Genomic DNA, 22,882 nt, shown 5'->3' with positions numbered 1-22,882 from the left:
GGACGGATTGAAATGAACGAGGCACTAATCCTCGCCGCCGAAGAAGGCGCGAATCCCCTGGTCCCAAACATCTGGGAGATCCTCGTAACACTGCTTGGCTTCGCCGTGCTGATGTACATCGTCGTCAAGTTTGTCGTCCCGATGTTCGAGAAGACGTATGCAGAGCGTACCGAGGCCATCGAAGGCGGACTCAAGAAGGCCGAAGCCGCACAGGCTGAGGCCAGCGCGGCCCTGGATGAATACAAGCAGCAGCTGATCGACGCCCGTACCGAGGCTAACCGGATCCGCGAGGAAGCACGCGCCGAAGGCGCCCAGATCCTCGCTGACCTGAAGGCAAAGGCCGGCGCGGAATCCGCCCGCATCATGGAACAGTCCCACGTCGCCATCGAAGCGGAACGCCAGGCAGCTGTCGTTTCCCTCCGCAGCGAAGTAGGCACCCTTGCCACCGAGCTGGCCAGCAAGGTCGTCGGCGAGTCCCTCGCAGACGATGCGCGTGCCGCCCGTGTGGTTGACCGCTTCCTTGCCGACCTGGAAACCCAGAACGCAGGTGCGGTTAAGTAATGGCAGGTATATCGAGCGAGTCACTGGCCGCAGCGCAGGAGAAGCTGGAAGCCATGCTTCCCGGCGCAACCCTGACCCTGGCCGAGGAACTCTTTGGAATTCTGGGCCTGCTGGACAGCGATGCTGGCCTGCTGCGTGCCCTGACGGATCCGGCTCGTGAAGCCTCTGCCAAGGCAGCCCTGGTCTCCAAGCTGGTCGGCGGCAAGGTTTCGACCGATGCCGAGCAGCTGGTTGCTTCTCTGGTGGAGTCCCGGTGGCGCACTGCGCGCGACCTCGGCGATGCCCTGGAAACCCTGGGCGCAACGGTTGTTTCCGCTGTCGCGGAAAACAAGGGTCCCGGCCTGGCCGGCCTTGAAGCCCTGGAAAACGATTTGTTCCGTTTCAACCAGGCCGTTGCAGCCAATCACGAGGTGCAGCGCGCGCTGCAGGAACCGCAGGCATCCGCCTCGGCCAAGGCCACACTGGCACAGAAAATCGTGCCCGGTATGGGAGCCGAAGCCAAGGTGTTGGTGACGCAGGCGGTAACCGCCCCGCGCGGGCTGCGTCCGGCAGCACTGGTTGCGCGCTTCGCGGAACTGGTAGCCGGCCGCCAGCAGCGGTGGATTGCAGAAGTGCAGTCCAGCCGTCCGCTGACGCAGGAACAGCAAAAGCGTCTGCAGTCCTCTCTCAACGGACTGTATGGCCGCGAGCTGAAGATCAACGTCAATGTGGACCCGGCGATTCTCGGCGGAATTCGTGTCACAGTGGGGGATGAAGTAGTTGATTCCACCGTTACGACGCGCCTGACTGAACTTCGCCGAAAGCTCGCTGTCTAGTCACCTTGACGGCCCTAAACGGCCTTCAGAACATTTGAGAACCAATCACGGTCATCGGGAATTAAGCGATGATCACAACATAGGAGAGCAGGGACTGCAGATGGCCGAATTGACCATCAACGCCGACGACGTCCGTAATGCGTTGAATGAATTCGCGGCGTCCTACGAACCCGGAAACGCAGAGCGCGTTGAAGTTGGCCGCGTAACAACCGCCAGCGACGGCATTGCCCGTGTGGAGGGCCTGCCCTCCGTTATGGCGAATGAGCTGCTTCGGTTTGAGGACGGCACGCTGGGCCTCGCCCAGAACCTTGACACCCGTGAAATCGGTGTCGTTGTACTTGGCGATTTCGCCGGTATCGAAGAAGGCCAGGAAGTACACCGCACCGGTGAAGTCCTGTCCGTACCCGTAGGCGACGCCTTCCTGGGCCGCGTAGTCGACCCGCTGGGCGAGCCCATGGATGACATGGGCCCGATCGCCGCTGAGGCGCGCCGTGCACTGGAACTCCAGGCGCCGGGCGTGACGATGCGCAAGTCGGTCCACGAACCGCTTCAGACCGGTCTCAAGGCAATCGACGCCATGATTCCGATCGGCCGCGGCCAGCGCCAGCTGATCATTGGTGACCGCAAGACGGGTAAGACCGCCATTGCCGTAGACACCATCCTGAACCAGAAGGCCAACTGGGACTCGGGCGACGTGCAGAAGCAGGTTCGCTGCATCTACGTTGCCATCGGCCAGAAGGCTTCCACGATCGCTGAAATCAAGCGCACCCTGGAAGAAAAGGGCGCCATGGAGTACACCACCATCGTGGCCTCCCCGGCATCCGACCCCGCCGGCTTCAAGTACCTGGCACCGTACGCCGGCTCGGCCATCGGCCAGCACTGGATGTACGGCGGCAAGCACGTCCTCATCATCTTTGATGATCTGTCGAAGCAGGCTGAAGCCTACCGCGCCGTGTCGCTGCTGCTGCGCCGCCCGCCGGGACGCGAAGCCTACCCGGGCGACGTCTTCTACTTGCACTCCCGCCTGCTGGAGCGTTGCGCCAAGCTCTCCGACGAGCTCGGTGCCGGCTCGATGACCGGCCTGCCGATCATCGAAACCAAGGCAAATGACGTCTCGGCCTACATCCCGACAAACGTCATCTCCATCACCGACGGCCAGATCTTCCTGCAGTCGGACCTCTTCAACGCCAACCAGCGCCCCGCCGTCGACGTCGGTATTTCCGTGTCGCGCGTCGGTGGTGCCGCACAGCAGAAGGCCATGAAGAAGGTCTCCGGTACGTTGAAGCTGGAACTGGCCCAGTACCGCGACATGCAGGCATTCGCCATGTTCGCCTCGGACCTGGACGCCGCTTCCCGCCAGCAGCTGACCCGCGGTGCACGCCTGATGGAACTGCTCAAGCAGGGCCAGTACGCGCCGTACCCGGTGGAAGACCAGGTTGTCTCCATCTGGATGGGAACCAACGGTTACCTCGATGACGTTCCCGTTGAGGACGTCCGCCGCTTCGAGACCGAGTTCCTGCAGCACGTACGCCACTCCTCGTCCGTCATGACCGTCCTGGCCGAGACGAACAAGCTCGAGGATTCCACGGTTGATGAGATGAAGAACCTCATCACCAACTTCAAGCAGGGTTTCTTCGGCGAAGGTGACGACCGCATGGTCGCCGCCGGCAACGAAGCCACCTCTGCCTTGGATGAGGAAGCCGTAGACCAGGAAAAGATCGTCAAGCAGAAGCGCTAGCGGTTGAAGAGTTCCGCTGCCGGGCCGTGTGCCCGGCAGCGGAACCCTCGGCCATTGCCTTAGCCCCTAGCTTCACCGCTAGGAACTGAAAGGAAGAGTATGGGAGCCCAAATTCGGGTCTACCGCCAGAAGATCGCGTCGACCACGTCGATGCAGAAGATCTTCAAGGCGATGGAGCTGATTGCTGCCTCTCGCATCGGAAAGGCGCGCACCCGTGTGGCTGCGTCACTGCCTTACTCCAATGCGATCACCCGTGCCGTTTCTGCTGTGGCATCCCAGTCGGAGATCGATCATCCGCTGACCACCGAACCGGAGCAGATCCGGCGCGCAGCCGTGGTCATCATGACCTCCGACCGCGGTCTTGCCGGATCCTACTCCGCCGGTGTCCTCAAGCAGGGCGAAGCACTCAATGAATTGCTCCGTGACGAGGGCAAGGAAGTTAAGACCTACCTTGTTGGACGCAAGGGGCAGGCGTACTACGAATTCCGCGACCGTTCCGTGGAACGGGTCTGGACCGGCGGTACCGATGCACCCGAGTTCGAAACAGCCCGTGAAATCGGCAAGGCACTCCTCGATGACTTCAACACGGCCTACGAAGACGGCGGCGTGGACGAAATCCACATCGTCTACACGCGCTTCAAGTCCATGGTTGTTCAGGAACCTGCGGTCATCCGACTGCTGCCGCTGGAAGTAGTGGAGGAAGAAGCGCAGTCCAGCGCTGAGTTCCTGCCTCTCTACGAATACGAGCCCGAGCCCGAAAAGGTCCTGGATGCACTGCTGCCGCGCTACATTGAGTCGCGCATCTTCGCAGCCATGCTCCAGGCAGCCGCTTCCGAGCTTGCAGCCCGCCAGCGCGCCATGAAGGCCGCAGGGGACAACGCCTCGGACCTGATCAAGAAGTACACGCGACTTCGGAATAACGCCCGTCAGGCCGAAATCACCCAGGAACTTTCCGAGATCGTAGCCGGTGCGGACGCGCTCAGCGCCTCCTGACCTGCTGCAGTCGAAGATAAGTTCCAACGCATAAAAAACTTAGTCCACACGCCATCTAACTGAGTGAAGTGAGAGAGATGACTGCCCAAACTGTCGAGCACGGATCTAAATCCGTAGCCTCGGGTGCCACCGGCCGTATCGCCCGTGTCATCGGCCCGGTTGTCGACGTCGAATTCCCGGCTGACGCAATCCCCACCATCTACAACGCCCTGACCACCGAGCTGACGCTCGACGGCCAGACCCGCACCATCACGTTCGAGACCTCCCAGCACCTGGGTGACAACCTCGTCCGTGCCATCTCCCTGCAGGCCACCGACGGCCTGGTCCGCGGTGCCGCCGTGGTTGACACGGGTGCCCCCATCTCCGTCCCGGTAGGCGACGGCGTCAAGGGCCACATCTTCAACGTCCTGGGCGAGCCCCTCGACGTTACCGAAGACAAGCTGGAGATCACCGAGCGCTGGCCGATCCACCGTTCGGCCCCGAACTTTGCGGACCTTGAAGGCTCCACCGAGATGCTGGAAACCGGCATCAAGGTGATCGACCTTCTCACCCCGTACATCAAGGGCGGCAAGATCGGCCTGTTCGGCGGTGCCGGTGTCGGCAAGACCGTGCTGATCCAGGAAATGATCACCCGTGTTGCCCGCAACTTCGGCGGTACCTCGGTATTCGCCGGCGTCGGCGAGCGTACCCGTGAAGGCAACGACCTCTGGGTCGAAATGGAAGAGGCGAACGTCCTGAAGGACACCGCCCTTGTATTCGGCCAGATGGATGAGCCGCCGGGAACGCGTCTGCGCGTGGCACTGTCGGCTCTGACCATGGCGGAATACTTCCGCGATGTGCAGAACCAGGACGTGCTGCTCTTCATCGACAACATCTTCCGCTTCACGCAGGCAGGCTCCGAGGTTTCCACCCTTCTCGGCCGCATGCCGTCCGCCGTGGGCTACCAGCCGAACCTGGCTGACGAGATGGGTCTGCTGCAGGAGCGCATCACGTCCACCAAGGGCCACTCGATCACGTCCATGCAGGCCATCTACGTGCCTGCAGATGACTACACCGACCCGGCCCCGGCCACCACGTTCGCCCACTTGGACGCGACCACGGAACTTTCCCGTGAAATCGCATCCCGTGGCCTGTACCCGGCCGTGGATCCGCTGACCTCGACGTCGCGTATCCTCGACCCGCAGTACGTCGGCCAGGCGCACTACGACACGGCCATCCGCGTCAAGCAGATCCTCCAGAAGAACAAGGAACTGCAGGACATCATCGCCATCCTCGGCATCGACGAGCTCGGCGAAGAGGACAAGATCGTCGTGTCGCGTGCACGCCGCATCCAGCAGTTCCTCTCGCAGAACACCTACACCGCCAAGCAGTTCACCGGTGTTGAGGGTTCGACGGTTTCCATCAAGGACACCATCGAAGGCTTCCGGATGATCTGCGACGGCGACGTCGACCACATTGCAGAGCAGGCGTTCTTCAACGTCGGCGGCATGGATGACGTTGAGCGTCAGTGGGCGAAGATCCAAGAGCAGACCGGGAAGTGAGCCCCATGGCGGACACTGCTGAACTCGAAGTTGAGATTGTTGCTGCCGACCACTTCGTGTGGTCGGGAGCGGCAAAGATGGTCAAGGCCCGCACCAGCGACGGCGAGATCGGGATCCTTCCCGGCCACTCGCCGGTGCTGGCCATCCTGGCAGAGGGCGGACTGGCCATCGAACCGGTGTCCGGTTCCCGCATTGAGGTAAGCGTTGACGGAGGATTCTTCTCCGTGGACAACAACCGCGTGGTCATTGTGGCAGACAATGCCAAGGTGACCAACGAAGCAACCGCCGGGACCCGCTGACCCCTTCCGATGGACAGCTCCTATACGTTCATTGCGTTGGCGGCCCTCTTCGGGCTGCTTGTCCTGGCAGTAATGCTCTTCGGGGTGCGCCGCAGCCAGCTGCGGCGCGCCCTCGGGACCTTCGATGCCTCCATCTGCCTTCCCCCTGCGGGATGGCGGATGGGGGTTTGCCGTTATACGGACACCCATCTGGAATGGCTGCGCCTGGTGTCGCTGAGCCCCCGCCCGCCGTACCGTTTCCTGCGCAGTTCACTGGAAATGGCAGGCTGGCGGGAGCCCACCGAGGCTGAGCGTGCCCGGATCCAGCCGGGCGCCGTCGTCGTCCGGCTCAACTACCAGGGCAGCGAAGTCCTGGTAGCTATGAAGTATGAGGCCTACACGGGCCTGTCCTCATGGGTGGAAGCCGGTCCCGTTGTGGGCATCGGCACCTGGCGCTAGGCGCCCGCTGAAAAGGCACAGGGAATCTCCCTGTGCCTTTTTTGCTGCCCGGGGGAGCGTGCCCCGTCCGCCTAGTATGGAGTAATGGAAGACGTCATTGTTGTTACCGGTCCGTCCACCCTCCGCGGCACCGTCACAGTCCCGGGGGCCAAGAACAGCGTCCTGAAGCTCATGGCGGCAACCCTGCTGGCACAGGGCCGCTCGGTCATTACGAACGTGCCGAACATCCAGGACGTGTGGATCATGGCGGAGCTGCTGCGCCGGCTGGGCTGCACCGTTGATTACGACGTCGATGCCGGCTCCGTGGCCGTGGACGTCCCGCAGGAGCTGGGCCACCAGGCGGATTATGACCTGGTCCGGGCCATGCGTGCCTCCATCTCCGTGCTGGGGCCGCTGGTGGCCCGCTGCCGCCGTGCGGAGGTGGCCCTGCCCGGCGGTGACGCCATCGGTTCACGCGGCCTGGACATGCACCGTGCCGGGCTGGAGCTCATGGGCGCCGAGATCGGCATCGACCACGGCTACCTGGTGGCGTCGGTGCCTGAAGGACTGCACGGTGCGGAGCACATCCTGGACTTTCCCTCCGTGGGCGCCACGGAAAACCTGATGATGGCCGCCACGCTGGCCAGCGGACGGACCGTCATCGACAACGCCGCGCGGGAACCGGAAATTACCGACATTGCCCGGATGCTCAACGGCATGGGTGCGAAAATCAGCGGCGTAGGGACGAACACGCTGGTGATCGACGGCGTGCGGGAACTGCATCCGGTGGAGCACCGGGTGGTGCCGGACCGGATAGTCGCCGGCACCTGGGCCTTCGCCGCAGCCATCACCGGCGGGGAGATTGAGGTGCGGCACGCCGATGCCTCGGCCCTGGCCGTGGTGCTGGACAAGCTGGTCCAGGCGGGCTGCGAAGTCATCACGGGGGAGGACGGCTTCACGGTCAAGGGGCCGGACCGTCCGGCACCCATCAACGTATCCACGCTGCCGTATCCCGGGTTCCCGACCGATCTGCAGCCCTTCGTGGTGGCGCTGAACGCCGTGTCGACTGGCTCGGGAATGGTTACGGAAAATGTCTTCGAGGCCCGGTGGGGCTTCACCTCGGAACTGGCCCGGCTGGGAGCGGTGGTGCGGCTCGACGGGCACCACGCCCTGATCCAGGGGGTTCAGCTCCTGTCCGGTGCCCCGGTGGTTGCCAACGATATCCGTGCCGGCGCAGCCCTGGTCATTGCCGGCCTGGCAGCGGACGGAACCACGGAAGTGCGCGGCGTGGACCATATTGACCGCGGCTATGAGCGGTTCATGGAAAACCTGCGGGGGCTGGGCGCCGCCGTGGTGCGCCGCCGCGGATAAAGATTCCTTGACGAAAAAAGGTACCAATAAGAAAGCCCCCGGCAGCTGCCGGGGGCTTTCTTATGTTCCTCGCGGAACTGCGTGCGGTGCCTTGGAGGGCGGTGCCTTGGAGGGCGGTGCCTTAGAGGGCGGTGACGCCGGTGGCCTGGGGGCCCTTGGCGCCCTGGCCGATTTCGAAGGAAACGCGCTGGTTTTCGTCGAGGGTCTTGAATCCGTTGGTCTGGATTTCGGAGTAGTGAACGAAGACGTCGCCGTCGGAGTCGTCCGGGGTAATGAAGCCGAAGCCCTTTTCGGCGTTAAACCATTTGACGGTACCCTGAGCCATTGTTTTCTCCTCATAATGTGGAACTTACCTGCACGGTCCGTGCCGGTTATGTTACTGAAGCAAGAAAGCCCAAGTTCTTGCCGTTCAGCAGTTCCTTGAGGAGCTTCTCACTCGCAACGGTCTTGCGAGCATGAAAAAACACCTGCACAAAGACTTGGTATTAGAGTCGCATAACCGAATTGCGTGGTCAATGCTGAAAACGAAATTTTTGGGAAAGTTTTTCCACGGGTGTTTTTTCAGCGCGGGAGCCAGGTTCCGCCGCGCAGGACCGCCTGCAGTTCCAGGTCTTCAGACACCACCAGGGCATCCGCCCGCAGTCCGCGGCGCAGCGCCCCTACTTCGTCGGCAAGCCGAAGCACGTCCGCCGGCACCGCAGTGGCCGAGCCCACTGCGTCCGCCAGCGGCACCCCGGCGGCGACGGCGGTACGCACGCACTGCAGCAGCGTCGCCGTGCTCCCGGCGAGCGTGCCGTCATCAAGGCGGGCTGCCCCGTCCCGGACGACGACGTGGGCGGCCCCCAGGCGGTAGGTGCCGTCCCCCAGCCCGGTGGCGGACGTGGAGTCGCTGACCAGCGCCACGTTCGGGGCGCCGACGAGCTCAAAGACGGTCCGGACGAGCGCCGGGTCCACGTGCACCCCGTCGGCTATCAGTTCAACCACTGCACCCCCGCTGCGGGCGGCCCGCAGGCACGCGGAGACCGCCCCGGGGGAGCGGTGGTGCAGGGGATCCATGCCGTTGAACAGATGCGTCACGGTGGGGCGGGGCGCGTAGCCGCCGAAGCCGGCCTCCTCCATTTCGTCCCGGGCGGCCTCCAGCGCCTCCGCAGCAACCTCGTCGGCGGCGCGGGTGTGCCCCAGGGAGGGGATCACGCCGCGCAGGATCAGGCGGTCCACGAGGTCATCCGCTCCGGGCAGCTCGGGGGCATAGGTCATAGTGACCAGTTCGCTGTCCGCGGCCTCGATGAGTTCGTCCACGAAGGCGGGGTCCGGCGGGAGCAGGAACGCAGGATCCTGCGCGCCGCCCCGCTCCGGTGCGAGGAAGGGTCCCTCGGCATGGATCCCGGCGACGAGCCCTTCCCGGGCCAGTGCGCCGAGCCGCACCGCAGCAGCCAGCAGGTCCGCCCGCGGCGCCGACACCGTGCTGGCGAGCAGCGTGGTGGTTCCCGCAGCGTGCAGGAAAGAGGCCGCACGGCGCACTCCATCGGCATCCGAGGTGGTAAAGTCGCCGCCCGCGGCGCCGTGGCAATGCAGGTCCACGAGCCCGGGGAGGATAAGCGCCCCCGCGGGCAGGGGTGCGGGGGCCGGCCAGCCGGCGTCGTCAAACCCGCCGGCCGGCCCGGCGTACGTGATCCGGTCCCCTTCGAACGCCAGGATGCCGTCGGGCACCAGCTCGTCCGGGGTCAGCAGGGTGCCCCGGAGGTAGCCGCGGTCGCGGCTGCGCGCACTGTGGTTCATGCACCGATTCTAGGCATGCCGGGCCCGTGGCCGGGAGCGGAACGGGGAGTCAGAACAGCCGGGAATCCCGGTCATCCACGCCGCGCATGGCGTCGTAGTCGAGCGTGAGGCAGGTGATCCCGCGGTCTTCGGCCAGCACACGGGCCTGCGGCTTGATCTGCTGGGCGGCAAAAATGCCCCGCACGGGTGCCAGCAGCGGGTCGCGGTTGAGCAGTTCCAGGTACCGGGTCAGCTGCTCCACGCCGTCGATGTCTCCGCGGCGCTTCAGCTCCACGGCCACCGTGGCGCCGGCGGCGTCGCGGGCGAGGATGTCCACGGGACCGATAGCGGTCATGTATTCGCGCCGGATCAGCGTGTGGCCTGCGCCGAGCCGGTGGATCTGTTCAGCCAGCAGCCGCTGCAGGTCCGCTTCGACGCCGTCCTTGATCAGGCCGGGGTCGGTGCCGAGGTCGTGGGAGACGTCGGAGAACCGCTCATAGATGCTGATGATGAGGCGGTCGTCGGTCTTGGCGCTCTGGACGTTCCAGACTTCGGTGACGCCGGCTTCGGCGTCCGTCTCGTCGGGTTCCAGGCTGCGCAGGGTGGCCGGAGGGCTCATCCAGTTCAGGGGTTTGTAGGATCCGCCGTCGGAATGGATCAGGACGGAACCGTCGGCCTTCACCATGAGCAGCCTTACGGCGAGGGGCAGATGGGCACGGAGGCGGCCGACGTAGTCAACGGAGCAGCGGGCTATTACTAAACGCACAGTTGCACTTTACCGGCTCAACTGCGGCAAAATGACTTCTATGCCCCGTTCGAATCATCCCCGCCGCGCGCCCGCCACCGGCAGCGCCGCCGGCCGGAACGCACGCCGTAAGTGGGCATCGCCCCCGCCGGAGCGGGATCTGGAACGCACCCGCGCCGGTATTCCGATGCGCGAAAGCGGTCCCGACGGCGAATGGTCGGTGCGGCAAATCACGGCCGGCAAAGCCGCAAAGGACTACCGGTGCCCCGGCTGCGCGCAGATCATCCCGCCCGGCACCGCCCACTTGGTGGTGTGGCAGGAAGACTCGCTGCTGGGGCGGCAGACCGCCGTCGAAGGCCGCCGGCACTGGCACAACCACTGCTGGCGGATCCGCCGACGGTACTGACTCGCCGTCCGGGCAAAAGCTGCGCGCCCGGGTCAGGCCCTGTCCTGCCGGGCGATGAAGACTTCCTTGAGCAGCAGCAGGGTGGCGGCCGCCGTCGGAATGGCTATCAGTGCCCCCAAAACCCCGAGGAGGCTGCCGCCGGCAATCACGGCAATCACGGCGACGGCGCCGGGTACGGCCACGGCCCGCTGCATCACGCGCGGGGAGACGAAGTACGCCTCGAACTGCAGGTAGGCCATGTAGAGGATGGCGAAGACCACGGCCGTCTGCCAGCCCTCGGTCAGGGCCACCAGGGAGACCAGCACCAGGGCAATGGGCGGGCCGACCAGCGGAATGAACGCCAGCAGTGCGACCAGGAAGGCAAGCAGCACCGAGAACGGAACACCCGTGATGGTCATCACGATGAAGGCATAGGTGGCATCAAGCAGCGCCACGAAGCCCTGGCCGATCACGTAGTTGCCGACGCTGCCGGTGATTTCCTCGGCCAGGGCCTCCACCCGGCGGCGGCGGCTGCGCGGCGCCAGCCGGTAGGCCCACTTCTTCATCGAGGGGAGGGACGCCAGGAAATACAGGGTCAGGACCAGGATGATCAGGGCGCCGAACAGGCCGTTCGCGATCACCGTGCCCACACTGAGCACGCCGCCGAAAATGCCGCCCACGGCATCGCTGTTGGAGAAGAAGCGGCCTACTTCTTCCTCGATCCGGCTCCGGATCTGGAACTGCTTGTCGATGTTGACGAAGAAGTCGGACGCCAGGAAGTTGTTGATGTATCCCGGGGCCCTGGCGACGATTTCCGTCGTCTGGCTCACGATGGTGGGGATCAGGGTGGCAAAGAAAGCCGTCACCACGCCTGCCAGCACCAGCACCGTGACGGCGATGCCGGCGGGGCGGGGGATTCCCCGTGCACCCAGCCAGCGGACCACCGGATCCAGCCCCAGTGCGATGAACAGAGCGGCGCCGATCCAGACGAGGAGCTCGCCGACATTGGTGATGACGAAGAACAGCAGCAGGGCCAGGCCAACGCCGACCGTGAGCATGAAACCGAAGTAGATAGGGTGGGCGCGCATGCTCCCGGGGTCGGCCTCCGGTCCGTGCCCGCCGCCGCTGACGCTCAGCCGTTCATCGGGAAGGCGCACGTCACTGTCGACGGTGATTTCCGGACCGGCGGCGTCCTCGGGCGGGAATTCGAAGCGCGGCCTCGGACGGGCACCGGGTACTCCGTGGCGCAGGCTGTAGCGGACCCGGTCCGCAGCTGTGGACAGGAACCCCGGCATCGGAGTGCGGCCTGCTTTCGGGTCGGGAGCATCCGCAGGTTTCTTGTCCGCCGGGCCGGGGAGCGGCGCGTGGACGGGCACGTCCTCGTTTTCGCTCATTTCGCGCGTTTCTCCTCTGCCTTTTTGGGCTCCTGGTACGAACCGAAACCTTACCAGCAGGCGCGCCGGCGGGACCCGTTATCCCGTGTGCCCGGCTGCCTGTACCTGCCGCGGCCGGAAGACGAATGGGTGCTCTGAACGGATTTCGTTACCATTGGGTTATCAAGTGCCAGGACATATTTGCCCCGCTGTGATTTCGCGCCTGCATTACGGAGCTTCGTTCCTCCCGCAGGCAGGGGAATTCGCCGCCCTGCCATGTCATTTGCCCAGACTGAAGATAGGTAAGTTGTGCGAAACAAATTTGCAGTTCCGCTGATCATCCTCGGGGTGCTGCTAATGCTGATAGGCATTGGCCAGCGCACCTTTTGGGCGCCCTCGGAGACCAAATCGGTCGTCATGGATGCCGAAGGCCACGAGGGGGCCGTCGTCACCGTGCTGGAACCGGAACTGCTGGCCGAATACTCCGACGGCGTGGACATTACCGTCCGTTCGGAGGCTCCCTTCACGCTGGCGGTCGGCCGGGCCAACGATGTCCAGGCATGGGTGGCGGATGCCGCCGCCACCAGGCTTAGCCCGGGTGAAGGCCGCCTTGGCCTGACCGTCGGCACCGACAAGACCGGAAAGACCGCTCCGAATCCCGCCGGTTCCGACCTCTGGGTTGTTGAAGAGTCCGGTGAAGGTGAATTGTCCTACGACTGGAAGGCACCGGGAGAGGGCGACTGGCGCATCCTGCTCGCCACGGACGGCACTGCTCCCGCCCCCGCCGACGTCACCCTGACCTGGGAAAACGATGAGACCCGTCCGTTCGCCGTACCGCTGATCGTTGCCGGCGCCCTGCTGGCCGTTCTGGGCCTGGCCCTCGCCTTCCTGCGCAGCGGCGGACCGCGACGCAGAGGGGGCAGCAGCGCCGGCCCGGAGACCGGGACACCTGCCAAGCAGGCCAGCGTCTCGGGAACGACGTCGGCTTTCACCGCGATCCGCCCGGGACGCCGCCGTCCGGCCTTCCTGGCTGCTGCCGCAGCTGCCGTGCTGGCGGCCGGCTCCGCCCCGGCAGCGGCCCTGGCCGATGACTCCGCGTCCGGAAGCCGTCCGGTGATACTCGATTCCCAGCTGACCCGCATTCTGGATTCCGTGGCCGGCACGGTCCGGGCCGGCGACGCTGCCAAGGATGCCGCACTGCTTCAGCCGCGCGTCAGCGGCCCCGCCTACGCCATGCGCGAGGCGAACTACGCCGTGGCGGCAAAGTCGGCCGATCACGAGGCCCCGGTGCCTGTGGAAGCGGAGGAACTGCGGACCCAGTCCATCAGCAGCGGCGCGGACTGGCCCCGCACGGTCGTCGCCGTCACCCAGGGCAAGGGCAACCCGGTGCCGCAGGTGCTGCTCCTGGTCCAGGAATCGGCCCGGGATAACTACAAGCTGGTTTCAGCAGTCGAAATGCTGCCTGCCAGCACCTTCCCGCAGGCACCGGAGGCCGATGCCGGCACCGATCAGATCCCCGCGGCCTCGGACAACGGGCTCGTTATGTCTCCGCAGGACGCAGTGGCAGCGCTGGCGGATTCGCTGACCACGCCCGACGGCACGCACAAGGACACGTTCGCCGGCAACCGGTTCAGCGACGACGTGGTGGAGTTCCAGAAGACGACCCAGACCGATCCCCGGAACGAGTTCGCGCGCATCGAGTTCAGCCATACCCCCGACGCGCAGGCAACGTATGCCCTGCGGACCGAGGACGGCGGCGCAATCGTGTTCGGCTACCTGTCCAACACGTTCTCGAGCACACCCAAGGAAGCCGGTGACTCGGTCAACCTCGAAGGCACTGTCTTCCAGGCACTGACCGGCAAGCCGAACACCGACAAGGGCATTGACGTCACCCACGGCGAAGCCGTGATGCTCTATGTGCCGGCGTCCGGCGGGACCAGCCAGGCCCTGGTGGTGGGTGCGGCCCAGGAACTGCTGTCCGCAAAGCTCAAGTAGGCACGGCACGGGCTTGCCGGTGGACGGGCGCGGCGTAATAAGGTGAAGAAATGAGCACACCGAACCACCGCCCGTCACCGGCGGCCCCCTCTTCCATGAACCTGCGGGGGGCAGTAGACCTTTCCGCCCTCAAGGCCCGTTCCGCAGCCCCGGCAGCCCCGGCTGCTCCGGCCGGTGCCGCACCCGGCGCCGCTTCTGCACCCTCACCGTTCGTGGTGCAGGTCTCTGAACAGACCTTCCCGCAGGTGGTCCAGCTGTCCGCCGAAGTGCCGGTGGTCATTGACCTGTATTCGGACGCGAGCCCGGACTCCCAGCAGGTCTCCGCCATCCTGGCCGCCATCGCGGTGGAACAGAACGGCAAAATGCTGCTGGCCCGCGTGGACGCCCAGGCCTACCCGCAGATTGCCCAGGCCTTCTCCGCGGTTGCCGTTCCCACCGTTGCCGCCGTGATCAAGGGCCAGCCGGTGCCGCTGATGGACCGGCTGCTCCCCGAAGAGCAGATCCGCGCCCTCGTCGGTGAACTGATGCAGGTGGCTGCCGCCAACGGCGTCAACGGATCCCTTGAAGGCGGAACGGAGCAGGCCCCGGCGGAGGACGCGCCCCTGCCTCCGCTGCACCAGGAAGCCTTCGACGCCATCAACGCCGAAGACTACGACACCGCAGCGGCAGCGTACCGCCGGGCCCTCGCCGAGCAGCCCGCGGATGCGGAAGCGAAGGCCGGCCTGGCGCAGGTGGAACTCATGGCCCGGCTGCGCGATGCGGACGCGGACGCCGTCCGCCGGGCCGGCGCCGAGGAACCGGACAACGTACAGGCACAGCTTGCCGTCGCGGACCTGGACATTGCCGGCGGGCACGTGGAGGACGCCTTCCGCCGGATCACCGGCCTGATCGGCAGGGTGCACGGCGAGGACCGTGAGACTGCCCGGCTCCGGCTGCTGGATCTTTTCGAAGTGGTGGGTGTCTCCGACCCCCGGGTTACCAAGGCCCGCTCCGCCCTCGCCCGGGCATTGTTCTAGGACGGCGGAATCCCCATGGACACACCCTCCCTCTTTGACCCCATCACCCTGCGCGGACTCGAGCTGGCCCACCGCGGCTGGGTTGCCGCGATGTGCCAGTACAGCGCGGATCCGGCCAACGCGCCGGGAGTGCCCAACGACTGGCACCTGATGCACCTGGGGTCCTTCGCCGCGGGCGGGGCGGCCCTGATCATCACCGAGGCCGCAGCGGTGAACCCGACCGGGCGGATCAGCCCGCAGGACGCCGGCATCTGGAATGACGGGCAGGCCGGTGCCTGGCAGCGCATCACCGACTTTGTGCACCGCCACGGTGCCGTGGACGCGCGCATCGGTATCCAGCTGGCGCACGCCGGACGCAAGGCCTCCACCTATGCTCCGTTCGCGGCCGGGCAGGGCAGCGTGCCGCCGGCGGACGGCGGCTGGCAGACCGTGGGCCCCACGGCCGACCCGTTCGGCAGCTATGCGGCCCCGGCTCAGCTGGACGAAGCCGGGATCCGGCAGGTCATCCGCGACTTCGCCGACGCCGCCGTCCGCTCCGTGGACGCAGGATTCGACACGATCGAAATCCACGGTGCGCACGGCTACCTGCTGCACCAGTTCCTCAGCCCGCTGGTCAACACCCGCACCGACGCGTGGGGCGGGGACGAAGCCGGAAGGAACCGGCTGACCCTGGAGGTCATCGACGCGGTACGGGCAGTGATCCCCGATGCCATGCCGCTGCTGCTGCGCATTTCGGCGACGGACTGGATGCCCGGGGGAGTGGACGCGGAGTCCTCAGTGGTCCTGGCACGCGCTGCCCGGGAGCGCGGCGTGGACCTGGTGGATGTCTCCACCGGCGGCGCGGTTCCCGGGGCCTCGATCAAGGTGGGCCCGAACTACCAGGTGGAATATGCCGAAGCGGTGCGCCGCGGCGCGTCCGTGCCCACCGCCGCCGTCGGACTCATCGACTCGGGCACCCAGGCGGAGGAGATCCTGCAGGCCGGTTCCGCGGACGCGATCCTCGTTGCCCGCGCCGCGCTGCGGGACCCGCACTGGTGGATGCGTGCGGCCGCGGAGCTGGACGCCAAGCTGCCCTGGGTGCCGCAGTACGAGCGGGCTGCACGCCGGGGGATGTTCTAGTCAAGGGCTTTCCCCCGCCGGCCTAGTCCCCGCGGGGGACCCGGTCTGCGGGCACGGGTGCTGAATTGGTCCTTTGTGCCGAGGACGTCCCGGCGCCGGATGGCTAGGCTGATTCCATGACATCACTACCGGATTCCGTCCCGGCACTGTCCGTGCGCGGACTCGCCAAGCGCTTCGGTTCCAAAACGGCCGTCAACGGGATCACCCTGGATGTGCCGCAGGGCTCCTTCTACGGATTGGTGGGTCCCAACGGGGCAGGCAAGACCACGCTGCTCTCCCTGGCCACCGGACTGCTGCGGCCGGACGCGGGCTCCGCATGGGTGCACGGCACCGATGTGTGGGCCCGCCCCCTCGAGGCCAAACGGCTGATGGGGATCCTGCCGGACGGCGTCCGCCTTTTCGACCGGCTGACCGGTGAGCAGCTGGTGACGTACGCGGGACTGCTGCGCGGCATGGACCGGGAAACGGTCCGGACGCGCACCAAGGACCTGCTGGCCGCCATGGACCTCAGCGCTGATGCGGGCAAGCTCGTGGTGGATTACTCCGCGGGTATGACGAAGAAAGTAGCCCTGGCGTCCGCCCTGATCCATGCCCCGCGCCTGCTGGTCCTGGACGAACCGTTCGAGGCGGTGGATCCGGTTTCCGCCGCCAATATCCGCGACATCCTCGCCGGGTACGTTTCCTCCGGCGGAACAGTCATTGTCTCCAGCCATGTCATGGACCTCGTCCAGCGGATGTGCGACCACGTCGCAGTGGTCGCCGGCGGTAACCTGCTGGCCGCAGGAACAGTGGACGAGGTCCGCGGTGACGCCACCCTGGAGGACCGCTTTGTATCGCTGGTCGGCGGCCGGACCCACTCGGAGGGGCTGGAATGGTTGCGCACCTTCTGAGGCTGAAGTTCCTGCTGCTGCGTAATTCCCTGCGCCGCAGCCCCTGGCAGCTGGTCGGGATTGTCCTCGGTGCGCTCTATGCGCTGGGTATCCTGGCCGTGCTGATCGCGGCCCTGTTTGTCGTGGGGGATGATCCGGCGACGGCCCGGACCGCAGTCATCCTGGCCGGAGCCGCAGCGGTTGCCGGCTGGGCCTTGATACCGGTGGTGTTTTCGGGCCTGGACCTGACCCTGGATCCGGCCCGGTTCACCACCTATGCCGTCCCCACCCCGCAGCTGCTGACCGGCCTGGCCGCGGGCGGGCTGATCGGAATTCCCGGGGCCGCCATGCTGCTGGCCGTACTGGCGCAGGCTGCGAGCTGGTACCGCTTCCCGGGGGCGCTGGCGGCAGCACTGGTGCTTTCCGCGGTAGCGGTCTTCACCTGCCTGATCGCCGCACGCGTCACCGTGGCCGCCGCCGTCTCCCTGACCGGATCCCGCAGGTTCCGGGACTTTACCGGGCTGCTGCTGGTCATCCCGCTGGTGCTGCTGGGTCCCATCATTTCCGCGGTGGGAAACGGGATCAGCGCCGGCGGCAACTTCCTTCCGCGCCTGGCCGACGTGCTCGCATGGACGCCGTTGGGTGCGGTCTGGGCGGTACCCGGCGACATTGCCCTCGGCAATTACGGTGCCGCGGGTGCCAAGGCACTTATCGCCCTGGCTTTCCTGGCGGTCCTGGTCTTGGCCTGGAAAGCCCTGCTGCTGCGGGCGCTGGTCAGCCCGCCGCAGTCTGCAGCGGGCCGGAAGAGCGCCGGGCTCGGGCTCTTCTCGCGTTTCCCCGCCACTCCCACCGGAGCGGTGGCCGCGCGGGCACTGATCTACTGGCTGCGGGACCCCCGCTACAGCGCTTCACTGCTCATTGTCCCGCTGCTGGCGGTGGTGCTGGTGTTCAGCGGTAACAACGCCGGCCCCGACGGCGGTCTGCTGGTCTGCCTGGCGCTGGGTCCGCTGATCGGATTCCTGGTGGGCTTCTCGCTCCACGCGGATGTGTCCTATGACAACACGGCCTTCGCGCTTCACCTGGCGACGGGAATCAGCGGCCGTGCCGACCGGGCCGGAAGAGTCCTTGCCTGCGCGGTGTTCGCCGTTCCCGCCGTCGTCCTGGCCTCGGTGCTGCCGGCGGTGTTGATCGGACGCCCGACGCTGCTCCTTCCCGTACTGGGGGTGAGCCTGGCCGCCCTGTTGATGGGCATGGGACTCTCCAGCGCGGTGTCCGCACGGTATACGTACAACGTGCCGCTGCCCGGGGAGAACGCCTTCAAGACTCCGCCCGGCTCCACCGGACGGGCGATGCTGGTGCAGAGCGCCTTCAGCCTCCTGCTGTTTGTCCTGCTGCTGCCGGTGCTGGTTCCCGGAGCGCTCGCCGTCGTACTGGAGAGCAGTCTCTGGGGTGCTGTGACACTGCTCGCGGGACTGCTGCTGGGTGCGGCGGTGCTGATCCTCGGGATCCGGCTGGGCGGGCGCTGGCTCGACGCCCGCGGACCGGAACTGCTGCAGCAGGTCTCCGTCAACAAATAGTCTTCGGGTACTAAGATGGAACGCATGAGCCTGCCTCCCGATCCTTTCGAAAACGATCCCCGCCGCCTGGATGACAACGGTACGTCCACGGCCACCATCGAGCGCGAAGAACTCCGCGAAGAGCTGGAACCCGGCGACAGTGAGCGCTTTGCCCACTATGTCCGCAAGGAAAAGATCATGGAATCCGCGCTTTCGGGCGAGCCCGTCATCGCCCTTTGCGGCAAGGTCTGGACACCCGGACGTGACCCGAAAAAGTTCCCCGTCTGTCCCACGTGCAAGGAAGTCTACGACGGCCTGCGTCCCGAAGGCGACGATCCCAAGGGTAAGAAGTAGTACGTTCTTCCGGCCGTGATGTGCCCGCTCCGTTTCCCAGCCTTCCGCGGTGAAGGCAGTTAGTCCTGATGCCTGCATGACCTCTGTTATTACGCCTGCGCCCACCCGTCGAGAGCCGGGAAGGGGTGCGTTTTCCGCGTGAGTTCCGAAACCCTGTTCGGCGCCGGTGCGTCACTGCCGCCCGCCTACCCCGAACGCGCCGCCTGGGGCACCGCCCCGAAGCTGCGCCAGTGGCAGGCGGAGGCGCTGGAGAAGTACTTCGAGTCCAATGCCAGCGATTTCCTGGCCGTCGCCACCCCCGGCGCCGGTAAGACTACCTTCGCCCTGCGTGTCGCCAACGAACTGGTGGAACGCGGCATCGTCAACCGCATCACGGTCGTCGCCCCGACGGACCACCTGAAACGGCAGTGGGCCGATGCCGCCGCCAAGGTGGGCCTGGCCATCGATCCGAACTTCAAGAACGCGGACGGCCGGCACGGGCACGGGTTTATCGGCGTAGCCGTCACCTATGCGCAGGTGGCCTCCAAGCCCATGCTGCACCGCGCAAAGACCGAGGCAGCCCGCACCCTGGTGATCCTGGACGAAATCCACCACGGCGGAGACGCACTGTCCTGGGGCGACGGCATCCGCGAAGCCTTCGAACCGGCGGTTAAGCGGCTCTCCCTGACGGGTACGCCGTTCCGCTCCGATACCGCTGCGATCCCGTTCGTGGAGTATGTCGAAGACCGGGACGGCATCCGCCGCTCCAAGGCGGACTACACCTACGGCTACGGACAGGCGCTGAAGGACCACGTGGTCCGCCCGGTGATGTTTATGGCCTATTCGGGCCAGATGCGCTGGCGGACCAGTGCAGGCGATGAAATGGCCGCGTCGCTGGGTGAGGCCGCGGTGACCAAGGACATTACGGCACAGGCCTGGCGCACCGCCCTGAACCCCACCGGCGAGTGGATCCCCGCGGTGCTGGCCGCCGCGGACCGCCGCCTCACCGAGGTGCGCCGGTCCGTGCCCGACGCCGGCGGGTTGGTGATTGCCACGGACCACGACGACGCCCGCGCCTACGCCGGCTGGCTGAAGAAGATCATGGGCGAATCACCCACCGTGATCCTTTCGGACGATGCCAAGGCCTCCGAAAAGATCGAGGAATTCTCCGCCGGCACCCAGCGCTGGATGGTCGCGGTGCGCATGGTGTCCGAAGGCGTGGACGTGCCGCGCCTCGCCGTCGGCGTGTATGCCACCTCCACCGCCACGCCGCTGTTCTTCGCGCAGGCCGTGGGGCGTTTCGTGCGTGCCCGCAAGCGTGGCGAGACGGCGTCGGTGTTCCTGCCGTCCGTGCCGAACCTGATGGCACTGGCCAACCAGATGGAAGTTGAACGCGACCACGCACTGGACCGTCCGGACAGCCATCTGGAGGAGGAAGGCTTCGGCCTGGAGGACAGCCTCATGGAGACGGCCAACCGTGAGGAAAAGGCCTCCGGCGAGCTGACCAAGCAGAAGTTCGAGGCCCTGGAATCGCAGGCCTCCTTTGACCGGGTACTGTTCGACGGCGGCGAGTTCGGCACAGGAGGCGCGCTGGGCAGCGAGGAGGAACAGGACTTCCTCGGCATCCCCGGCCTGCTGGACGCGGACCAGATGAGCACGCTGCTGCGCCAGCGCCAGCATGAGCAGCTCTCCCGCAGGGGCCGCCGCTCCGGCGCCGCCGCCGAGGCAGCCCCGGTGGAAGCCCCCGAAGTGGTGGACCACCGCCGGCTCACCGAGCTGCGGGCAGAGCTGGCGAAGAACGTTTCAGCCTGGTCCGCCCGCTCCGGCATGCCCCACGGGGTGGTGCACAGCGAACTGCGGCGGATCTGCGGCGGGCCGCCCGTGGCCCAGGCCAACGAGGAGCAGCTGAACAAGCGGCTGAAGAAGCTGCAGGACTGGTTCATCGGCCGTAAGTAGCGGCAGGCAAAAGGGCCGGCCCGCAGAAGCGGGCCGGCCCTTCGCGTGGCGCGTGGCGGCTAGAGGTCGATGATCTCCACGCCGGCGTCTTCCAGTTCCGCCCACGCCGCGAGCGTGGTCTCCCGCTTGATGCCGCGGCACAGCTCCGGAATCACCGCGGTGGTGTAGCCGGCGGCAAGGGCGTCCAGGGCGGTGGCGCGTACGCAGTAGTCCGCAGCCAGACCCAGCACCACCACCTCGTCCACGTCATTGTCCCGCAGCCAGTCGTCCAGGCTGAGGGTTTCCGTGTCCGCATCGGGCTCCGCTTCCGGGTCGCCCAGGGGTACCTCTACATCCGGGGCCAGGACACCCTCGAAACCGGAATAGGCGGCCTCATACTGGCCCTTGCGGAAGAAGGCATCAACCAGCTCGGTATCCAGGTCCGGGTGCAGCTGCGCGCCGGGAGTCCCTGCCACGCAGTGCCGCGGCCAGGAGTCCACGAAGTCCGGGGTTTCGGAGAAATGTGCACCGGGATCGATGTGCCAGTCCTGGGTTGCCGCGACCAGGTCGTACCGGCCTGCCGAGGTCTCCACGTAGTCGGTGATGACACCGGCGAGGTCGGCCCCGCCGGCCACTGCCAGCGAGCCGCCTTCGCAGAAGTCGTTCTGCACGTCGACAATAATCAGGGCGCGGGCCATGCTTACTCCTCGTATTCGGTAGGGATGGCAGGTTCGCCGCGCTGCAGGCGGTTCACCGAGGTGGGCAGTTCGGCGAGGGATGCCGCGTGCCGCTGCGCAGCACGCGTCACCGCCTCGGGCCCGGTCCAGCCGGGCAGGACGCGGCCGTCGGCCACGAACTGGTGCAGCAGGGTACGGTCGTCGCCGTCGTTCTCCGGGGCGTGGCCGATGCCGATCACCTCGGCGGTCGCCGTCCCGTGGTCATCCAGGCGCCGCAGCGCGTACTTCCGTCCGCCGAGCGACACCTTGTTCTTCGCGGCCTTGGCCACGGAGACGAACTCGTGGTCGTCTCCCTCGCGGCTGACCAGCTTGTAGACCATGCCGGCGGTGGGGGCGCCGGAACCGGTGACCAGGGAGGTGCCGACGCCGTAGGTATCCACGGGCGCCGAGGCCAGCGCTGCGATGGCGAACTCGTCCAGGTCGGACGTGACCATGATGCGGGTGTCGGTGTTGCCCAGCTCGTCAAGCAGATCGCGCACCCAGCGGGCCTGCGCCACAAGGTCCCCGGAATCCAGCCGCACGCCGCCCAGGGACGGCCCGGCGACCTCCACAGCCGTGCGGACTCCCTGCTCGACGTCGTACGTATCCACCAGCAGGGACGTGCCCGCCCCCAGCGCCGCCGTCTGCGCGGTGAAGGCTTCCTTCTCGGAATCGTGCAGGAGCGTGAAGGAATGCGCGGCCGTACCGACCGTCTTCAGGCCGTAGCGCCGTCCCGCCTCCAGGTTGGAGGTGCTGTTGAACCCGGCAATCACCGCGGCGCGGGCTGCGGCAACGGCTGCTTCCTCGTGCGTGCGGCGCGAACCCATTTCAATGCACGGGCGGCCGTCGGCGGCGGAGGTCATACGGGAGGCTGCGGAGGCAATGGCACTGTCGTGGTTGAGCATGGACAGGACCATGGTCTCGAGGATGCAGGCCTCGCCGAAGGTGGATTCGACAATCAGCAGCGGGGACTGCGGGAAGTAGGCTTCACCCTCGGCGTAGCCGTAGATGTTGCCGGAGAACCGGAAATCCGCCAGCCACGCGAGGGTGCCTTCATCCACCACGTTGGTGCCGGCCAGGAAATCCAGCTGCGGCTGGTCAAAGCGGAAATTCTCCAGGGCCTCCAGGATGCGGCCCGTACCGGCGGTGACGCCGTAGCGGCGGCCGTCCGGCAGGCGCCGGGCAAAGACTTCGAACACGGACCGGCGGGAGGCCGTGCCCGCGTGGAGGGCGGCCTGGAGCATGGTCAGCTCGTAGTGGTCCGTGTAGAGGGCGGAATTCGGGGAGGAGGCGGGACTGTTCACAGGCAAAACTCTAACCCGCTTATCCCGAATGAGGAGACGGTGT

At 66.3% G+C, this 22,882-nt stretch carries 22 protein-coding genes; 16 read left to right on the top strand and 6 right to left on the bottom strand.

The window, feature by feature from the left end; all coding sequences use genetic code 11:
* Positions 1 to 12 precede the first annotated feature (12 nt).
* The 8 genes from NNX37_RS00410 (at position 13) to murA (ending at position 7,735) form a co-directional block, all read left to right on the top strand.
* The gene (locus NNX37_RS00410) at positions 13 to 561 is read left to right on the top strand and encodes a F0F1 ATP synthase subunit B (RefSeq protein WP_146361524.1); all 549 of its coding nucleotides are present in this window, start codon (positions 13 to 15) and stop codon (positions 559 to 561) included.
* On the top strand, positions 561 to 1,376 hold the full coding sequence (locus NNX37_RS00405) for a F0F1 ATP synthase subunit delta (protein WP_255789965.1): 816 nt from the start codon (positions 561 to 563) through the stop codon (positions 1,374 to 1,376). The genes NNX37_RS00410 and NNX37_RS00405 overlap by 1 nt, the downstream gene beginning before the upstream one ends.
* A gap of 100 nt (positions 1,377 to 1,476) precedes the next feature.
* Positions 1,477 to 3,114 (top strand): F0F1 ATP synthase subunit alpha, encoded by a 1,638-nt coding sequence (gene atpA / locus NNX37_RS00400; RefSeq protein WP_255789963.1) that lies wholly within the window; start codon positions 1,477 to 1,479, stop codon positions 3,112 to 3,114.
* A 99-nt stretch (positions 3,115 to 3,213) separates the two neighbouring features.
* Positions 3,214 to 4,107, top strand: a complete 894-nt coding sequence (locus tag NNX37_RS00395; RefSeq protein ID WP_255789961.1) for a F0F1 ATP synthase subunit gamma — start codon at positions 3,214 to 3,216, stop codon at positions 4,105 to 4,107.
* Between the two features lie 77 nt (positions 4,108 to 4,184).
* Positions 4,185 to 5,648 (top strand): F0F1 ATP synthase subunit beta, encoded by a 1,464-nt coding sequence (gene atpD / locus NNX37_RS00390; protein ID WP_255789959.1) that lies wholly within the window; start codon positions 4,185 to 4,187, stop codon positions 5,646 to 5,648.
* A gap of 5 nt (positions 5,649 to 5,653) precedes the next feature.
* Positions 5,654 to 5,947, top strand: a complete 294-nt coding sequence (locus NNX37_RS00385) for a F0F1 ATP synthase subunit epsilon (protein ID WP_255789958.1) — start codon at positions 5,654 to 5,656, stop codon at positions 5,945 to 5,947.
* 9 nt (positions 5,948 to 5,956) lie between these two features.
* On the top strand, positions 5,957 to 6,385 hold the full coding sequence (locus NNX37_RS00380) for a DUF2550 domain-containing protein (protein WP_255789956.1): 429 nt from the start codon (positions 5,957 to 5,959) through the stop codon (positions 6,383 to 6,385).
* Positions 6,386 to 6,469: 84 nt separating this feature from the next.
* Positions 6,470 to 7,735, top strand: a complete 1,266-nt coding sequence (murA, locus tag NNX37_RS00375) for a UDP-N-acetylglucosamine 1-carboxyvinyltransferase (protein ID WP_255789954.1) — start codon at positions 6,470 to 6,472, stop codon at positions 7,733 to 7,735.
* Between the two features lie 121 nt (positions 7,736 to 7,856).
* Here the strand turns inward: murA and NNX37_RS00370 are convergent, their stop codons facing one another.
* The 3 genes from NNX37_RS00370 to nucS form a co-directional block, all read right to left on the bottom strand.
* The gene (locus NNX37_RS00370; RefSeq protein WP_146361532.1) at positions 7,857 to 8,060 is read right to left on the bottom strand and encodes a cold-shock protein; all 204 of its coding nucleotides are present in this window, start codon (positions 8,058 to 8,060) and stop codon (positions 7,857 to 7,859) included.
* Between the two features lie 236 nt (positions 8,061 to 8,296).
* The gene (locus NNX37_RS00365; RefSeq protein WP_255789952.1) at positions 8,297 to 9,514 is read right to left on the bottom strand and encodes an N-acetylglucosamine-6-phosphate deacetylase; all 1,218 of its coding nucleotides are present in this window, start codon (positions 9,512 to 9,514) and stop codon (positions 8,297 to 8,299) included.
* 49 nt (positions 9,515 to 9,563) lie between these two features.
* On the bottom strand, positions 9,564 to 10,259 hold the full coding sequence (gene nucS, locus NNX37_RS00360; protein ID WP_255789950.1) for an endonuclease NucS: 696 nt from the start codon (positions 10,257 to 10,259) through the stop codon (positions 9,564 to 9,566).
* 40 nt (positions 10,260 to 10,299) lie between these two features.
* Here nucS and NNX37_RS00355 point away from each other — a divergent pair, with 40 nt between their 5' ends.
* Positions 10,300 to 10,644 (top strand): hypothetical protein, encoded by a 345-nt coding sequence (locus tag NNX37_RS00355; RefSeq protein ID WP_255789947.1) that lies wholly within the window; start codon positions 10,300 to 10,302, stop codon positions 10,642 to 10,644.
* 32 nt (positions 10,645 to 10,676) lie between these two features.
* Here NNX37_RS00355 and NNX37_RS00350 read toward each other — a convergent pair whose 3' ends face one another.
* Entirely contained in the window at positions 10,677 to 12,017 is a 1,341-nt protein-coding gene (locus NNX37_RS00350; RefSeq protein WP_407079898.1) for an AI-2E family transporter, read from the bottom strand.
* 288 nt (positions 12,018 to 12,305) lie between these two features.
* Here NNX37_RS00350 and NNX37_RS00345 point away from each other — a divergent pair, with 288 nt between their 5' ends.
* The 7 genes from NNX37_RS00345 to NNX37_RS00315 all read left to right on the top strand — a co-directional run bounded on the left by NNX37_RS00345 (position 12,306) and on the right by NNX37_RS00315 (position 20,840).
* Positions 12,306 to 13,991: a hypothetical protein gene (locus tag NNX37_RS00345; protein WP_255789946.1), complete on the top strand. Its 1,686-nt coding sequence runs from the start codon at positions 12,306 to 12,308 to the stop codon at positions 13,989 to 13,991.
* Positions 13,992 to 14,041: 50 nt separating this feature from the next.
* Complete coding sequence (locus NNX37_RS00340) at positions 14,042 to 15,007, top strand: co-chaperone YbbN (protein WP_255789944.1); 966 nt, start codon at positions 14,042 to 14,044, stop codon at positions 15,005 to 15,007.
* Between the two features lie 15 nt (positions 15,008 to 15,022).
* Positions 15,023 to 16,126 (top strand): NADH:flavin oxidoreductase/NADH oxidase, encoded by a 1,104-nt coding sequence (locus NNX37_RS00335; protein WP_255789938.1) that lies wholly within the window; start codon positions 15,023 to 15,025, stop codon positions 16,124 to 16,126.
* 116 nt (positions 16,127 to 16,242) lie between these two features.
* On the top strand, positions 16,243 to 17,016 hold the full coding sequence (locus NNX37_RS00330; protein WP_255789937.1) for an ABC transporter ATP-binding protein: 774 nt from the start codon (positions 16,243 to 16,245) through the stop codon (positions 17,014 to 17,016).
* The gene (locus tag NNX37_RS00325) at positions 16,998 to 18,572 is read left to right on the top strand and encodes a transporter (RefSeq protein ID WP_255789936.1); all 1,575 of its coding nucleotides are present in this window, start codon (positions 16,998 to 17,000) and stop codon (positions 18,570 to 18,572) included. The genes NNX37_RS00330 and NNX37_RS00325 overlap by 19 nt, the downstream gene beginning before the upstream one ends.
* 24 nt (positions 18,573 to 18,596) lie before the next feature.
* Entirely contained in the window at positions 18,597 to 18,905 is a 309-nt protein-coding gene (locus NNX37_RS00320; protein ID WP_255789935.1) for a DUF3039 domain-containing protein, read from the top strand.
* A gap of 138 nt (positions 18,906 to 19,043) precedes the next feature.
* Entirely contained in the window at positions 19,044 to 20,840 is a 1,797-nt protein-coding gene (locus tag NNX37_RS00315) for a DEAD/DEAH box helicase (protein ID WP_255789934.1), read from the top strand.
* Between the two features lie 59 nt (positions 20,841 to 20,899).
* Here the strand turns inward: NNX37_RS00315 and NNX37_RS00310 are convergent, their stop codons facing one another.
* A complete protein-coding gene (locus NNX37_RS00310; protein WP_255789933.1) occupies positions 20,900 to 21,517 on the bottom strand; it encodes a nicotinamidase in 618 nt (205 codons plus the stop codon).
* A 2-nt stretch (positions 21,518 to 21,519) separates the two neighbouring features.
* Entirely contained in the window at positions 21,520 to 22,839 is a 1,320-nt protein-coding gene (locus NNX37_RS00305; RefSeq protein ID WP_255789932.1) for a nicotinate phosphoribosyltransferase, read from the bottom strand.
* Between the last annotated feature and the right edge of the window lie 43 nt (positions 22,840 to 22,882).

The organism is Arthrobacter zhaoxinii (assembly GCF_024385505.1).
In the GTDB taxonomy this organism is placed as follows: domain Bacteria; phylum Actinomycetota; class Actinomycetes; order Actinomycetales; family Micrococcaceae; genus Arthrobacter_B; species Arthrobacter_B zhaoxinii.
The sequence above is the reverse complement of the archived record's forward strand: the minus strand, read 5'-3'. Positions and strand labels throughout refer to the sequence as shown.

What these genes read in the sequence shown, in the direction of transcription:
- NNX37_RS00325 (WP_255789936.1), top strand. Translation starts at nt 16,998, where the DNA reads ATGGTTGCGCACCTTCTGAGGCTGAAGTTCCTGCTGCTGCGTAATTCC.
- NNX37_RS00370 (WP_146361532.1), bottom strand. Translation starts at nt 8,060, where the DNA reads ATGGCTCAGGGTACCGTCAAATGGTTTAACGCCGAAAAGGGCTTCGGC.
- murA (WP_255789954.1), top strand. Translation starts at nt 6,470, where the DNA reads ATGGAAGACGTCATTGTTGTTACCGGTCCGTCCACCCTCCGCGGCACC.
- NNX37_RS00335 (WP_255789938.1), top strand. Translation starts at nt 15,023, where the DNA reads ATGGACACACCCTCCCTCTTTGACCCCATCACCCTGCGCGGACTCGAG.
- atpD (WP_255789959.1), top strand. Translation starts at nt 4,185, where the DNA reads ATGACTGCCCAAACTGTCGAGCACGGATCTAAATCCGTAGCCTCGGGT.
- NNX37_RS00410 (WP_146361524.1), top strand. Translation starts at nt 13, where the DNA reads ATGAACGAGGCACTAATCCTCGCCGCCGAAGAAGGCGCGAATCCCCTG.
- NNX37_RS00310 (WP_255789933.1), bottom strand. Translation starts at nt 21,517, where the DNA reads ATGGCCCGCGCCCTGATTATTGTCGACGTGCAGAACGACTTCTGCGAA.
- NNX37_RS00340 (WP_255789944.1), top strand. Translation starts at nt 14,042, where the DNA reads ATGAGCACACCGAACCACCGCCCGTCACCGGCGGCCCCCTCTTCCATG.
- NNX37_RS00320 (WP_255789935.1), top strand. Translation starts at nt 18,597, where the DNA reads ATGAGCCTGCCTCCCGATCCTTTCGAAAACGATCCCCGCCGCCTGGAT.
- atpA (WP_255789963.1), top strand. Translation starts at nt 1,477, where the DNA reads ATGGCCGAATTGACCATCAACGCCGACGACGTCCGTAATGCGTTGAAT.
- NNX37_RS00405 (WP_255789965.1), top strand. Translation starts at nt 561, where the DNA reads ATGGCAGGTATATCGAGCGAGTCACTGGCCGCAGCGCAGGAGAAGCTG.
- NNX37_RS00385 (WP_255789958.1), top strand. Translation starts at nt 5,654, where the DNA reads ATGGCGGACACTGCTGAACTCGAAGTTGAGATTGTTGCTGCCGACCAC.
- NNX37_RS00330 (WP_255789937.1), top strand. Translation starts at nt 16,243, where the DNA reads ATGACATCACTACCGGATTCCGTCCCGGCACTGTCCGTGCGCGGACTC.
- NNX37_RS00380 (WP_255789956.1), top strand. Translation starts at nt 5,957, where the DNA reads ATGGACAGCTCCTATACGTTCATTGCGTTGGCGGCCCTCTTCGGGCTG.
- NNX37_RS00365 (WP_255789952.1), bottom strand. Translation starts at nt 9,514, where the DNA reads ATGAACCACAGTGCGCGCAGCCGCGACCGCGGCTACCTCCGGGGCACC.
- NNX37_RS00395 (WP_255789961.1), top strand. Translation starts at nt 3,214, where the DNA reads ATGGGAGCCCAAATTCGGGTCTACCGCCAGAAGATCGCGTCGACCACG.
- NNX37_RS00350 (WP_407079898.1), bottom strand. Translation starts at nt 12,017, where the DNA reads ATGAGCGAAAACGAGGACGTGCCCGTCCACGCGCCGCTCCCCGGCCCG.
- NNX37_RS00355 (WP_255789947.1), top strand. Translation starts at nt 10,300, where the DNA reads ATGCCCCGTTCGAATCATCCCCGCCGCGCGCCCGCCACCGGCAGCGCC.